Origin of the sequence: Ancylobacter amanitiformis, from assembly GCF_030814815.1 — a bacterium.
In the GTDB taxonomy this organism is placed as follows: domain Bacteria; phylum Pseudomonadota; class Alphaproteobacteria; order Rhizobiales; family Xanthobacteraceae; genus Ancylobacter; species Ancylobacter amanitiformis.
Genome location: NZ_JAUSVR010000001.1, coordinates 330041 through 343685 on the forward strand (window position 1 = coordinate 330041; position 13645 = coordinate 343685).

General features: G+C 68.6%; 14 protein-coding genes. 5 read left to right on the top strand and 9 right to left on the bottom strand.

Annotated elements, in window-relative coordinates:
• Positions 1–500 precede the first annotated feature (500 nt).
• The 4 genes from QOZ99_RS01470 to QOZ99_RS01485 form a co-directional block, all read right to left on the bottom strand.
• A complete protein-coding gene (locus QOZ99_RS01470; protein ID WP_306888101.1) occupies positions 501–1121 on the bottom strand; it encodes an ABC-type transport auxiliary lipoprotein family protein in 621 nt (206 codons plus the stop codon).
• A 60-nt stretch (positions 1122–1181) separates the two neighbouring features.
• Positions 1182–2228, bottom strand: a complete 1047-nt coding sequence (locus tag QOZ99_RS01475) for an MlaD family protein (RefSeq protein ID WP_306888102.1) — start codon at positions 2226–2228, stop codon at positions 1182–1184.
• A 9-nt stretch (positions 2229–2237) separates the two neighbouring features.
• Entirely contained in the window at positions 2238–3038 is an 801-nt protein-coding gene (locus tag QOZ99_RS01480; RefSeq protein WP_306888428.1) for an ABC transporter ATP-binding protein, read from the bottom strand.
• A gap of 79 nt (positions 3039–3117) precedes the next feature.
• Complete coding sequence (locus tag QOZ99_RS01485; RefSeq protein WP_306888103.1) at positions 3118–4266, bottom strand: MlaE family ABC transporter permease; 1149 nt, start codon at positions 4264–4266, stop codon at positions 3118–3120.
• A 275-nt stretch (positions 4267–4541) separates the two neighbouring features.
• Between QOZ99_RS01485 and dgcA the strand changes: the two genes are divergently transcribed.
• Positions 4542–5531, top strand: coding sequence for an N-acetyl-D-Glu racemase DgcA (dgcA, locus tag QOZ99_RS01490; protein WP_306888104.1), 990 nt, complete (start codon positions 4542–4544; stop codon positions 5529–5531).
• On the opposite strand, the gene QOZ99_RS01495 is transcribed toward dgcA, so the two are convergent.
• Positions 5532–6656 carry an MFS transporter gene (locus tag QOZ99_RS01495; RefSeq protein WP_370876774.1) on the bottom strand — a complete coding sequence of 375 codons (1125 nt, stop codon included), beginning with the start codon at positions 6654–6656 and terminating at the stop codon, positions 5532–5534.
• A 189-nt stretch (positions 6657–6845) separates the two neighbouring features.
• Positions 6846–7652 (bottom strand): bifunctional hydroxymethylpyrimidine kinase/phosphomethylpyrimidine kinase, encoded by an 807-nt coding sequence (gene thiD / locus QOZ99_RS01500; protein WP_306888106.1) that lies wholly within the window; start codon positions 7650–7652, stop codon positions 6846–6848.
• 299 nt (positions 7653–7951) lie between these two features.
• Here thiD and QOZ99_RS01505 point away from each other — a divergent pair, with 299 nt between their 5' ends.
• Positions 7952–8188 carry an Lrp/AsnC ligand binding domain-containing protein gene (locus QOZ99_RS01505; RefSeq protein ID WP_306888107.1) on the top strand — a complete coding sequence of 79 codons (237 nt, stop codon included), beginning with the start codon at positions 7952–7954 and terminating at the stop codon, positions 8186–8188.
• Between the two features lie 36 nt (positions 8189–8224).
• On the opposite strand, the gene QOZ99_RS01510 is transcribed toward QOZ99_RS01505, so the two are convergent.
• The 3 genes from QOZ99_RS01510 to QOZ99_RS01520 all read right to left on the bottom strand — a co-directional run bounded on the left by QOZ99_RS01510 (position 8225) and on the right by QOZ99_RS01520 (position 10395).
• Entirely contained in the window at positions 8225–9148 is a 924-nt protein-coding gene (locus QOZ99_RS01510; protein ID WP_306888108.1) for a DMT family transporter, read from the bottom strand.
• 84 nt (positions 9149–9232) lie between these two features.
• Positions 9233–9952: a cytochrome b/b6 domain-containing protein gene (locus QOZ99_RS01515; protein ID WP_306888109.1), complete on the bottom strand. Its 720-nt coding sequence runs from the start codon at positions 9950–9952 to the stop codon at positions 9233–9235.
• A gap of 5 nt (positions 9953–9957) precedes the next feature.
• Positions 9958–10395: a c-type cytochrome gene (locus QOZ99_RS01520; protein WP_306888110.1), complete on the bottom strand. Its 438-nt coding sequence runs from the start codon at positions 10393–10395 to the stop codon at positions 9958–9960.
• A 233-nt stretch (positions 10396–10628) separates the two neighbouring features.
• Here QOZ99_RS01520 and QOZ99_RS01525 point away from each other — a divergent pair, with 233 nt between their 5' ends.
• The 3 genes from QOZ99_RS01525 (at position 10629) to QOZ99_RS01535 (ending at position 13632) form a co-directional block, all read left to right on the top strand.
• The gene (locus QOZ99_RS01525) at positions 10629–11444 is read left to right on the top strand and encodes a universal stress protein (protein ID WP_306888111.1); all 816 of its coding nucleotides are present in this window, start codon (positions 10629–10631) and stop codon (positions 11442–11444) included.
• A gap of 323 nt (positions 11445–11767) precedes the next feature.
• Positions 11768–12574, top strand: a complete 807-nt coding sequence (locus tag QOZ99_RS01530; RefSeq protein WP_306888112.1) for a UDP-2,3-diacylglucosamine diphosphatase — start codon at positions 11768–11770, stop codon at positions 12572–12574.
• Complete coding sequence (locus tag QOZ99_RS01535) at positions 12574–13632, top strand: glycosyltransferase family 4 protein (protein WP_306888113.1); 1059 nt, start codon at positions 12574–12576, stop codon at positions 13630–13632. The genes QOZ99_RS01530 and QOZ99_RS01535 overlap by 1 nt, the downstream gene beginning before the upstream one ends.
• The last annotated feature ends 13 nt before the right edge of the window (positions 13633–13645 follow it).

The following is a 13645-nucleotide window of genomic DNA, read 5'->3' on the forward strand; positions in this document are numbered from 1 at the left end:
ATCGCATCGCCTCAGCGGGTACGGGGGCCTGCAACTTGGGGGCGGTCCCGGCTGCGCGAATACCGCATGGTCGGCACGTCATTCAGGCGGGTCGTCATTCATGCGGCACGTCATTCATGGACCCGAACCCGCCGCTGCCCGGATTCGCCCGCCCGCCGGCATGGGTGGGAAATTCAGAGCTGTTGGGCAGCCTCCCGGCCTGCGCCTCGGCTTCCCGGCCGCGTCTGGTCCGCAATCCGGCCCCCGGCCTTGCGGCACCAGATTGCTGGAGCCCGTCACGGGAGGGGAGATGGCGGCGGCTCGGCGGTAATCCAGGCATCACGGGCGGCGCCGGCAGCGAGGGCAGCCCCTTGTGCGACAGAACGTGCGCAAACCGATCGGCTTGATGGAGATAGGCCGGTCCCTGCGGCGGTCCGCGCGATCTGCCCCCGCCCGTCCACATGGCAAGGGTCGGCCAGCCGGCGCCTGCCGGCCCCGCGACCGCGTCAGTAGCGGCCGGGTCAGTAGTGGCCGGAGGCCCAGCCGACGATCTCGACGAAGATCTTGTCGGAGGCGGCGTCGAGCGCCTGCGTGGCGTCGGGGCCGGCCGTGCCGGCGGCGGCGACGCGGGCGGTGAACAGGCGACCGGCGACGATCCGGCCGGACGAACTGCCGACAATGCGCGCATAGACCTCAACCACCGCCTCGGGGGCGCCGTCAAAGGCCTGGATGCCGAAGGTGCGGATGTCGGTCAGCAACGTGTAGTCGGGCGTGATGGCATCGCCCGCCCGGCCCACCGCACGGCCGCGGCTGCCATTCTCGAACGACTGGATCAGCCGCGCCTGGAACAGCGCCGGCAGCCGGTCGCTCCACTGCGCCTTTTCGAGATAGGCGACCTGCCCCGGCTTCGGCTCGACCACGATACGCTCGGTGTCGAGCACCTGCAGTGCGCTGGGGGCGGCAACCACGAGTTGCGCGGTGCTGGAGCGGGGTGCCCTGAAATCGGATGGCGCCGTCAGGTCGAAGGTGGGAACAGCCTTGTCGCCGCCGCCGAGCAGCTGCGCGCAGCCGCTCGTCCCCACGGCGATCGCCATGGCAGTCGCCACGCCGACCAGCCTGAACCCCATTTGCTTGCCCTTCACGCACGCACCCCCGTCGTCGATCTCAACCCAGGCGCCCGATGCCCCCGCGCCCGCATGTTCTTAGCGCCCACTGTAGCCGGGAACCGAAGAGCCCCCAAAGAGGAACTGCCGCGGGTTGCTCTCCAGCTTGCGGAACACGCGCTCGATTTCGGCGAGCGTGCGCCGCCCGTCCACGGCCAGCGCCTGATATTGACGCAGCCCCGGCCCGGTAAACTCGTTCAGGTTGGCGGTCAGCTCGGCGGTGCGCGTATCGAGATTGGCCGCCAGCTTGCGCACCTCGGCCGCCGCCGCGGTGATCTCGTTGAACATGCCCTTGCCCTCCTCACCCGAGGTCAGGCCGTTCACGTTGTCCAGAATGGCGTTGACCTTGCTGGTCATGCCCTCCAGCTGCGTGGAAAACTGGGCGACGTTGTCGACGATGGCGCGCACCTTGTCCGGCTCGACGGCCGTGACCGTCTTGTCGAGATTGCCGGCCAGCTGGTCGATACGACGGGCCGCCGCGCCGACATCGGTGATCAGCCCGTTGATCGTGTCGGCATTGTTGCCGAGCACCGTGGTGAACTTGTCGACATTGTCGATGACCGAGGAAATCTTGCCCTCATTGTCGCGCAGCAGGTCGTCGACGCGGCGGGCGATGTCGTCCACCCGTCCCATCACCTGCCGGGCGCCCTGCATCAGGTCCTGCACCGCGCTGGCATCCGCCTCGATGCGCGGCAACTGGCCCTCCGGCGGCGCCGGCAGAGGGGTGGCGGTGGCCGAACCGCCGATCAGCCCCACCGAGGCGAGACCGGTCAGCACCTGGGCGTCCAACTCCGCACGCGTGTCGGACTTGACCGGCGTATCCGGCTGCACCGCCACCGTGGCGACAACCTTGCGCGGATCTTCCTTGTCGAGCCGCAGCCGCGTCACTTCGCCCACGGGAATGCCGTTGAACGTGACGGCGGAGCCGGTCTGCAGCCCGCTTACCGCGCCACTGAACACCACGTCATAGGAGGCGCGCGGCCCGCGGCTGTTCGAGCCGTTGAACCACCACACGAAGCCGAAGCCCGCGGCGATGACGGCGAGCGTGAACAGGCCGATAATGATGTAATTGGCGCGTGTTTCCATGATCCGGCCTCAGCGCGCCCCTTCCCGTCCGTTCCCGCCCGCCGGTCCAATACCCGCGGCCGGTCCAAATCCCGCAGCCCGTGCCCGCTTTCCGTGGAAATAGGCGGAAACCCAGGCATGCTTCGATTCAAGCATGGTTTCTATCGGCCCAACGGCAACGACCTGCCCGTCCGCGAGGGCGGCGATGCGGTCGCAAACCGTGTGAAGGCTGTCGAGATCGTGCGTTACCATGAATACGGTCAGGCCCAAAGTCTGCTGAAGCGTGGCGATAAGCTCGTCAAACTCGCCCGCGCCGATCGGGTCCAGACCCGAGGTCGGCTCGTCGAGGAACAGGATCTCCGGATCGAGCGCCAGGGCCCGCGCCAGCGCGACGCGCTTGATCATGCCGCCGGAAAGCTCCGAGGGCATCTTCTCGATGACATCCGGCTGCAGGCCGACCATCTCGATCTTGGCGACGGTGATTTCGTCCATCAGCCCCTGCGAGATATCGAGATATTCCCGCATCGGGAACTGGATGTTCTGCCGCACGCTGAGCGAGGAGAACAGCGCGCCCTGCTGGAACAAGACGCCCCAGCGCTGCTCAAGTTCCCGCCGCTGCGAGAAGGACAGTTCGTCGAGATTCTGCCCGAACACTTCCACCGTGCCCGAGCGCTTGGGCACCAGGCCGAGAATGGTGCGCGTGAGCACCGACTTGCCGCCGCCCGAGGCGCCGACAAAGCCCATGATCTCGCCCGGCATCACGTCCAGCGACAGGCCCTTGAGCACGGTGCGCTCGCCGAACGCGACCACGATGTCGCGCACGCTGATGATCGGCGCCACCGCCGCCGGGACCCGATAGCCGCCAGGCGCCGCGTTTTGAACGGGTTGGGGTTGCGTCACCGGCTCCGCCTCACATGTCGATCGCGGCGAAGAACATGGCGAACAGGCCGTCCACCACGATGACGAGGAAGATCGCCTTCACCACCGCCGCCGTGGTGTGGGCCCCCAGCGATTCGGCGCTGCCGCCGACCCGCATGCCCTCCATGCAGGCGATGAGCCCGATGATCGCCGCCATGAACGGCGCCTTGATCATGCCGACCTCGAAGGTCGACAGCGAGATCGCTTCCTGCAGCCGGCTGATGAAGATCTCCGGCGAGATGCCGCCATAGACCCACGCCACCAGCCCGCCGCCGAACAGGGCGCACATGTTGCCGATGAAGGTGAGCAGCGGCACCGCGATGACCAGCGCGACGAGGCGCGGCAGCACCAGAACCTCGTTGGGATCGAACCCCATCACGCGCAGCGCGTCCACTTCCTCGCGCATGCGCATGGAGCCGAGTTCGGCGGTGAAGGCGCTGCCCGACCGGCCGGCCACCATGATCGAGACGATCAGCACGCCCAGTTCGCGCAGCGTGAGAATGCCGACCATGTCCACCACATAGGTCGTGGCGCCGAACTTGCGGAAATGGAAAATGCCCTGCTGGGCGATGATGCAGCCGATGAGGAAAGTGATCAGCGCGATGATCGGCACCGCCCGCAGGCAGGTGCGCTCCAGGTGATAGACCATGGAGGTCCACCGGAACGTGTGCGGGCGCAGGGTCACGCGCGCCAGCGAACTCGCCACCGCGCCGATGAAGGAGAGAAAGAACAGCGCGTCCTGTCCGGTATCCGCCACCGTGCGGCCGACCACGATGAGCCCGCCCGTCACCGCGTTGTCGTGCTGCCGCACCGGCGGCACCTGATGGCAACCGCGCGCCACCTCGTCGAGCAGGGGTTGGAAGCGGCGATCGAGCCCGACCATCTGGTAGCGCACGCCAGCCGCCTCCAGCCCGCGCTGCAGCCGGTCGATCACCACCGCGCCCACCGTATCGATGCGGCGCACCCCGGAAAAATCCAGCCGCGCGGTCTCGACGGGGCCGTTGCCCAGTTCGGCAAGGCCCGCCTCGACGGCGCCTTCCAGCGCGCGGGCCTGCACCGCCGCCCACCGGCCATTGCCGACAAACACCAGTTCCCGCCCGTTGCGTGCCGTCGCCAGAAGCGGCGCCTCAGCAACTCCCAAGACCGGCTCTCCCTCTCCCGTCCGCCTGCGGACCCGCCGGCCCATTGGATTTTGGCAGGCGGAAACATTTCATCGTTTTATTTCATACCCCTACGCCTCAAGCTCTGTCGAGCGGGCAGCCCTCTATAACGGTATCATGTTACACTTATGCGATGCTCCGTCGCGCACTGTGCTTTCCTTGTGACGCGAGCGGCCTCGCCCTCACCCCGTCAGTGGCCGTAAACTCGCCCGCCGATTCGCATGACCCGCCCACCAGGATGGACCCGGCCTTCCGCATGCCAGAGCTGACCGTCAGCATCGAACGCTTCCCCATCCGCGGCGCCTTCACCATCGCCCGCGGCTCCAAGACCGAGGCCGTGGTGGTGACCGCCACGATCCGCGACGGCGCGGCGATCGGACGCGGGGAATGCGTGCCCTATGCCCGCTACGGCGAGAGCGTGGACGGCGTCGCCGCGGCGATCGCCCAGCAGGCGGATGCGGTGGCGGGCGGTCTCGACCGCGCCGCGCTGCAGGCGCGGATGCCGGCCGGCGCGGCGCGCAACGCGCTCGACTGCGCCTTGTGGGACCTTGAGGCCAAGCGCAGCGGGCGGCGCGCCTTCGCGCTGGCCGGGCTGGCCGCGCCCGAGCCGGTCGTCACCGCCTACACGCTCAGCCTCGGCACGCCCAAGGCGATGGCGCAGGCGGCGGCCGAGGCCACCGGGCAAGCGGGCCACCAATTGCTCAAGCTCAAGCTCGGCGCGGAGGGCGACATGGAGCGGCTGCGGGCGATCCGCGCGGCCGCTCCGCATGTGCGCCTCATCGTCGACGCCAACGAGGGATGGACCCCCGATAATCTCGCCGCCCATCTCGATGCCTGCGCGCAGGCCGGCGTCGAACTGGTCGAGCAGCCGCTGCCGACCAGCGCGGATGCGCGGCTGGGCGAGATGACGCGGCCGATTGCCGTGTGCGCCGACGAGAGCGCGCATGGGCGCGACACGCTGCACCGGCTGGTGGGGCGCTACGATGCCATCAACATCAAGCTCGACAAGACCGGCGGGCTCACCGAGGCGCTGGCGCTCGCCGCGCAGGCACGCGCCGCCGGGCTCGACATCATGGTCGGCTGCATGGTCGGCACCTCGCTCGCCATGGCGCCCGCCCTGCTGCTGGCCGCACAGGCGCGTTTCGTCGATCTCGACGGGCCGCTGCTGCTGGCGCGCGACCGCGAGCCGGGGCTGGTCTATGCCGGCAGCCGCGTCCATCCGGCCGGGCCGGAACTCTGGGGCTGATCAGCGCCGCGCCGCGAGGAGCGCGATCATCCCGCCGGCGCCGGCAAGCGCGGCGGAAAACAGGAAGGCGTGCGCGCCATAGGCCTGCCATAGCGGGCCCGATGCCAGCGTCGCCAGCGCCATGGCGATGGTGGTCGCCCATGCCGCCAGCGCCTGCACCGCCGTGCCGCGCCCGGCCGGCGCATGGCGCGCCACCATTTCCACCGTGCCCAGATAGGTGCAGCCAAAGGTGGCGGCATGCAGCACCTGCAGCGCCGGCAGCAGCACGAGCGGCGCGTCGAAGCTCATCGCGACGAAGCGGATGACCCCGCCAAGCCCGCCAATGGCCAGAAGCAGCGCCGGACCGAGCGCGCGGGTGACGCGGGTGGCATAGCGAAACAGCACCACCTCGGCGATCACCCCGGTCGCCCACATCGTGCCGATCATCGCATCCGACAGGCCCTGCGCCCGCCAGCTGAGCGAGGCGAAGGCATAGAGCGTCGCGTGCGAGGATTGCACCAGCGCCGCCGCAATGATGGCGACCGCGAGCACGGCGGAAACCTTCGGCCACCCGCGCGCCGCCGACGCGCGGGGTGCGGGTTCCACCTCGTCCAGCGCCAGCGCGGCGAACGCGGCCATCAGGCTGCCCGCCACAATGAACCACACCACGGCATCCCCGGGCAGACCGCCGAGCAGGAAGCCGCCGGCAAAATTGCCGACGATGAAGGAAAGCGATCCCCACAGCCGCACGCGGCCGTAATCCACCAGCCCTTCGGCGCGCCGCGCCACCGTATAGGCGTCCAGCACCGGCAGGCTGGGCTGCCAGAAGCTGGCCGCCACCGCGAGCGCCACCAGCATGAGCGCGGCGCTCGGCGCCAGCGCGACGGCGCAGAAGGCCAGGGCCGTCATCAGCGCGTAGACGATGAGCGTCGCGCGCGGCCGCCCGCTGCGATCGGCCGCCAGCCCGCCCAGCGGCATGGTGAACAGGCGCACGCCGAACGGCACCGCCAGCGCATAGGCGATCATCGCCGCGTCGAAACCGCGCCCCTCCAGCCAGACCGGAAAGAACGGCAGATAGATGCCGATGCCGAAAAACAGCCCGGCATAGGCGAGCGAGATGGCATGACGGGGGGCGAGCACGGGCACGGCGGCGACGCTGCGGGGCTGGAGATCGGTGCGCCGCCTCGATAGCAGCCCCGGATGCCCGCGGCGAGCCGCCAGAGCCCCCTGTCGATCCGGTGGAATGCCGGATCGATGAGACAAGGGCTCTCGGTTCAAGTGACTGGAGCGTTTCGGATCGCGAAATCGAACAATTTTCGCGGAAAACGCCCCCGCTCACCACCAGGCGTGGAAATGATGAACCGGCCCGTGGCCGTGGCCGATGGCGAGCCCGTCCGCCGCCTCGATCGCCAGCGTGAGATAGGCCTTGGCGCCGCTCACCGCCGCGCGCAGGCTCTGCCCCCGCGCGAGGCCGGCCGTGATGGCGGAGGACAGCGTGCAGCCGGTGCCGTGCGTGTTGCGCGTGGCCACACGCGGCGCCGAGAGCTCAAGGAAGCCCTCGTCGTCGAGCAGCACGTCGACGCTGTCCGGCCCCTCCCCGTGCCCGCCCTTGATGAGCACCGCGCGCGGCCCGAAGTCGCGCAGCGCGCGCGCCTGCTCACGCATCGCCTCAAGGCTGGTTGCCGGCGCATCATCCAGCAGCGCGGCGGCCTCCGGCAGGTTCGGGGTGATCAGCAGCGCCCGGCGCAGCAGGCGCGCGCGCAACTGCTCGATCGCCTCCGGTACCAGCAGCCGATCGCCCGATGCCGCCACCATGACCGGGTCCAGCACCACGGTGGAAAGCCAATGCCGATCGAGCCCCTCCGCCACCGCCTCGATGACCTCGGGGCGCGACAGCATGCCGATTTTCACGGCGTTCACCGCGAGATCGGCGAACACCGCGTCCATCTGCGCGGCGATGAAGGCGGGCGGTACGTCATGGATGCCGGTGACGCCGCGCGTATTCTGCGCGGTCAAGGCGGTGATGACCGAGGCGCCGTAGACACCCAGCGCGGAAAAGGTCTTGAGATCCGCCTGTATGCCGGCGCCGCCGCCGGAATCCGAGCCCGCGATGGTCACTGCAATCGCCGTGGATGCCGCCATTCTCTACGCCTCCCTGGCCGGCGAGAGCGGGCGCGTTCTCCGCCGGACATGGCTGGCCCGGCGCGCGCGACCCGTTTCCTCCGCCGGCATGACCCGGATCAGGTTCGTGGGTTGGCTCCTCGCCTCTCAGCCTTCTCGGCACCCCAACGCGATCGACGGAATTGGGAATAGGCGATGCGGCGCGCGCTTTCAAGCCGGCGCCTTCCACCGTGCCCGCCCGCGGCCTTCTGCCGGGGGGTTGCGCGCCCGCGCCGGTTCTGGTCCTTTGGCGCTCCCATCCCGTGCCCGGAAGGCCAGACATGGTCCCCTTCTTCGTCCAGATCAAATGCCAGCTCGGCCGTTCCTATGAGGTGGCCAATGCACTCGCCGACGCCGAGATCGCCTCGGAAATCTACTCGACCGCCGGCGAGTTCGACCTTCTGGTGAAGTTCTACGTGCCCGAAAGCACCGATATCGGCCATTTCGTGAACGAGAAGGTGCAGCACATCGCCGGCATCCAGGACACCCGCACCATCATCACCTTCAAGGCTTTCTGACCGTCGCGTTTTCCGGACGCCCGGCGGCCGACGGGCTCAGGCGGGCGGGCCCGGCGGCGTGATGGCGGCCTCCTCCAGCCGCCGCTCGATTCCCGAGCGGCGCTCGCGCCAGATGACGAACAGGCCGGCACCGATGACGATGGCGGCGCCGAGCAGCACGAGCAGCGGCGGCACCTCGGAAAACAGCGCGAAGCCGAGCAGCAGCGACCACAGCATCGCCGAATAGGTGAAGGGCGCGACAACGGAAGCCGGCGCCCAGCGATAGCTCTCGGTCAGCAGAATCTGCGCGATGCCGCCCAGAATGCCGATGGCCAGCAGCATGATCGCCTCGCGCGGGCTCGGCACTACCCAGCCCCACGCCGCCGTGGCAAGGCCGGCGACCGCCGCCAGCGCCTGAAAATAGAACACGATGGCGGCCGTGGTCTCCGTGCCGGTAAGTCGGCGCACCTGGATCATCGCCCCGGCGGTGAAGCCGGCCGCCGCCAGCGCCATCATCGCCCCGAGCTTGTGCTCGACCGTGTCGAAATTGCCGGTGAGGTGCGGCCACAGCATCACCACCACGCCGCACAGGCCGATCATCACCGCCATCCAGCGATAGACCTGCACCCGCTCCCCCAGCACCAGCGCGGCCAGCACCACGGTGAGCAGCGGCGCGGTGAAGCCGATCGCCGTGGCGTCGGCCAGCGGAATGCGGGCAAGCGCCGAGAAGCTGAGAATCATCGACACGACGCCGATCGTGCCGCGCACGACATGCCCCACCGGATGGGCCGTGCGCACCGCCGCGCTGATCTCGCCGCGCCATGTCAGCATCGCCAGCAGCGGGAACAGGGCGAAGAACGAGCGCGCGAAGACGACCTCGCCGGTCGGAACATGTTCCGAAACCATGCGCACCATGGCGGACATGATGGTGAAGAGGAACGTCGCGCCGATCTGCAGCGCGATGCCCTTGAGCGCGTTCATGGCGCGCCTTGGATCATGAGTCCGTCCGGCCCGCAAGCCGGCCGGACGCTCAATCGCACGGTTCGTTCCGGCGTCCCCGCCGCCTCAGGGGAAGGGGTTGCCGCCCGCCAGGACAATGCCGCCAAACACGGCCGCGGTCGCGACGACAAGGCAGCCCAGCGCCCGCGCCACCGAGCCCGGCGTCGCCGGCGCACGGTCGGCGAAGGTGCCGCGCGGTTTGCGGCCGGTGATCATTGCCGTGATGAGGTTGTCGCCGCCCAGAAACGAGTGCGCCAGATTGGCCGCGACATGTAGCCCCAGCAGCACCAGCAGGATCGGGTAGATCTGCTGGTGCCAGGCGGAGGCGCGCGCCATGGTCTCGTCGCTGACGACATTGGTCAGCGGCGCGTAGACCGCGATGTCGTCGGTGGTGAACAGCCCCGTCAGCGCCTGCGCGCCGACCACGCCGAGCAGGGCGATCACCATCCACCCGCCGGCGGGGTTGTGGCCGAGGAAATGCGGCGGCCGCCCCCGCAGCATCGCCACCCCATAGGACAGCACCGCCCCCGGCCCGCGCAGGAAGCGGGAGAACCGCGCCGTGCTGCCGCCAACCAGCCCCCACAGCACGCGGAAGACCAGCACGACGAGAATGGCAAGGCCGTTCCACTGGTGCCAGACCAGCCCGCCATCACCCCAGTAGCGGCTGGCAAAGGCCAGCCCTACCAGAGCCGCGAGCAGCCATTTGGCCACGCGGGTCGGCAGATCCCAGGCCAACACGGTGGCGGGCGGCGTCGTGACCGTGCTGCGCGAGAGCGGTGCGTCCACGAAAATCAGCTCTTCTTGCGGAAACTGTCGTGGCAGGTGCCGCAGGTGCGAATCACGCCCGGAAACACCGCCTTGAAGCTGGCCTCGTCGGTAATGGCTGCCCGCGCGGCCGTGGCATCGGCGGCGAATTTGTCGAGCAGGCCGTCAAACTCCGCCTTCTTCTGCCAGATCGACGGCAGGGCCTCGGTCTCGCCCCCGCCCGAGCCTTCCGGGAACAGCGGCACGAGCGCCTTGGCGTTCTTGGCATAGATGTCGAGCGCGGATTGCACGGCCGCGAGGTCGAAGGGCGTGCCGCCGCGCAGCATGCCGCCGACGGGGCGGGTAACGCGGCCGAATTCCTTCATCAGCGCCTCGCGCTGGGTGATGATGTCGGATTGGGCCATGACGGCGGTTGCGGCAAGGGCGGAGGCAAAGGCGGCGAAGACGGCAAGGCGAAGGCGCATCAAAACTCCCCACGGCATCAGGGCGATGGCCGCCCCCGCGCCACCTTGCTGGTACCTTGGAGAGGGTACAATCGGCGATGCGGCGATCTCAAACGTTTGTGAAGCGGATATTACCTTACGGAATATCCGCTGCCCTGTAGCGTACCCATGGTGGTTTTCCCGATTTGCGATGCCGCCGGATGACTTAAGGTCATAAAAATCCAAACCGCCCATAAGGGGAGAGACGTCACGCCATGGCTATCCGAACCGTTCTCCTTCACGCCTCCACCGATAGCGGGTTCAACGACCGGCTGAGCTTTGCGGTCGCGTTCGCCCGCCAGTTCGGGGCTTCCGTCACGGCGATTTACACACTTTATCCCACCGGCGTTCCGCGCGTGGGGCGCGCCCTCTCGATCTATGTCAACGAACTCGTCCGCGAGGCGAAGGAAAAGGAGGCCCCGCTCAAGGCCCAGTTCGACGAGGCGCTCAAGGCCGCCAGCGTTTCCGGCGCCTGGGAGACGATCGAGGGCGACGTGGCGAGCGCGCTGCGCGACGCCGTGACCTTCGCCGATGTCACCGTGGTGAGCGAAACCCGCTACGGCACGGTGGACGATGAACTGGCGGCCACCTTGCCCGAGCATCTCGCCCTCGCCTCCAACGGGCCGGTAATCGTGGTGCCGACCGGCAAGCCGGTGCCCGCCCGCATCGGCAGGATCGTGGTGGCGTGGAAGCCCTCCCGCGAGGCCGGGCATGCCGTGCGTTTCGCATTGCCGGTGCTCGCCGGTGCCGACGCGGTGGAAGTGCTGACGATCGCCGAAGGCTCGGAGAAGGCCGCCGCCTCGGGCGCGCGCCTCACGGCATACCTCGCCTCGCACGGGGTCAATGCCACGCATAAACACCTGTCCGAGGTCAATGCAGCCGCCGCCATCGTCGCGGAAGTCGACGCGTTCGGTGCGAATCTCCTTGTCCTCGGCGCCTATAGCCGCTCGCGCCTTGCCGAACTGGTGCTGGGTGGCGTGACCGCCTCGCTGCTGGACAATCCGCCGGTGCCGCTCCTCATCGCGCACTGACATATCCGCCTGGATCTGCCCGGCCGGCCTCCCCCGAGGCCGGCCTTGTCATAGGTGCCCGCGAGGGAGACGGTCCGCAGCGCTGGCCTCGCTGGGACCCGGTGTCGCGCAGATCCGGCGCAACCTGCCGGAGCGTCGGATGCGGCCTTGGCGGCTGCCGCGCGATTTCGGCAGGGACGGGCGCATCGGCGCTAGTATTCACATGCTATTCGTGTGACGCTGCACTGCAGCAACGTCATAAAACGGTGATGCGAGTCGGGCTTATCTCGCGCCTATAAACCCATCGACGAACCCTTTGCGGTCTGACGGGGAGGGCTTCCGCGGTGAACGACACGACTGAGGAGCGCCGCTATCGCTCCCTCTTTCTTTCCGATGTCCATCTCGGAACCAAGGGCTGCCAGGCCGAGCTGCTGCTCGATTTCCTGCGTTACCACGACGCCGAGACCATCTATCTGGTCGGCGACATCGTGGATGGCTGGCGCATGCGCTCCGGCTGGTACTGGCCGCAATCGCATAATGACGTGGTGCAGAAGCTGCTGCGCAAGGGCCGCAAGGGCGCGCGCATCGTCTATCTGCCCGGCAATCACGACGAATTCCTGCGCGACTATTACGGCACCCATTTCGGCGGCATCGAGGTGGTCGAGACCGCGATCCACGAGGCCGCCGATGGACGGCGCTATCTCGTCATCCATGGCGACGTGTTCGACGTGGTGGTGCGCCACGCCAAATGGCTCGCCTTCCTCGGCGATGGCGCCTACACCGCCGCGCTGGGCGTGAACACCTATCTCAACTATTTCCGGCGCAAGCTCGGCTTTCCCTACTGGTCGCTCAGCCAGTGGGCGAAGATGAAGGTGAAGAACGCCGTCAACTTCATCGGCCGCTTCGAGGAAGCCGTGGCGACCGAGGCGCGCCGCCACAAGGTCGATGGCGTCATCTGCGGCCACATTCACCACGCGGTGATGCACAAGAGCTACGGCGTCGATTACGTCAATTGCGGCGACTGGGTTGAAAGCTGCACGGCCATCGTCGAGCATGCCGACGGGCGGCTCGAACTCATCGACTGGGCGCGGCAGGCGCGCGAGCGGCTGAAGACCCCGCTGCTCCTCGAAAGGCCCAAGGTGGCCGCGTGATGCGGATCCTGATCGTCACCGACGCCTGGACGCCGCAGGTCAACGGTGTCGTGCGCTCGCTGCAGAACACCGCGCGGGAAGCGCGGACGCTGGGCGCCCATATCGATTTCCTTACCCCCGGCGACTTCCGCACAATGCCGATGCCGACCTATCCCGAGATCCGTCTCGCCCTCGCGACGCCCTCCATGGTGGGCCGCCGAATGGACGAGATCGGCGCGGATTTCGTGCATATCGCCACCGAGGGGCCGCTCGGCATCATGGCCCGGCGCATCTGCCTGAAGCGCGGGCGGGTGTTCACCACCAGCTACCACACCCGCTTTCCCGAATATCTCGCCGCCCGCGCGCCGGTGCCGCAGGCGCTGTCCTATGCGTGGCTGCGCCGCTTTCACAATGCCGGCGCGGGCGTGATGGTCTCCACCCCGACGCTGGATGCCGAACTGCGCGGGCGCGGCTTCCACAACATCATGCGCTGGTCGCGCGGGGTGGATGCCTCGCTGTTCCGCCCGCGCGAGCACGCGGACATGGATGCGTTGGTGCGCGACCTGCCCCGCCCGATCTTCCTGTCGGTCGGGCGCATCGCGGTGGAGAAGAACATCGCCGCCTTCCTGGCGCTCGACCTGCCCGGCTCCAAGGTCGTGGTGGGCGAAGGCCCCGCGCGCGCCGAACTGGAGGCGCGCTATCCCGCCGTGCATTTCGTCGGCCTCAAGCAGGGCGAGGAACTGGCGCGGATCTATGCGGCCGCCGATGTCTTCGTGTTCCCGAGCCTCACCGACACATTCGGTATCGTGCTGCTGGAAGCGCTGGCGAGCGGCCTGCCGGTCGCCGCCTTCCCCGTGACCGGGCCGATGGACGTGATCGGCGAAGCCCCGGCCGACGCGCCGGTCGGCGTGCTCGACAACGACCTGCGTCGCGCCGCGCTCGCCGCGGTGGATATCGATCGCGGCACCGCGCGCGCCTATGCCCAGCGCTATAGCTGGCGCGCCTGCACCGAGCAGTTCCTCAGCAATATCGAGACCGCGCAGGCGCGCTCGCAGCCGCCCCGGCAAGCGGCCGGCTGACGGCTGCGATCCG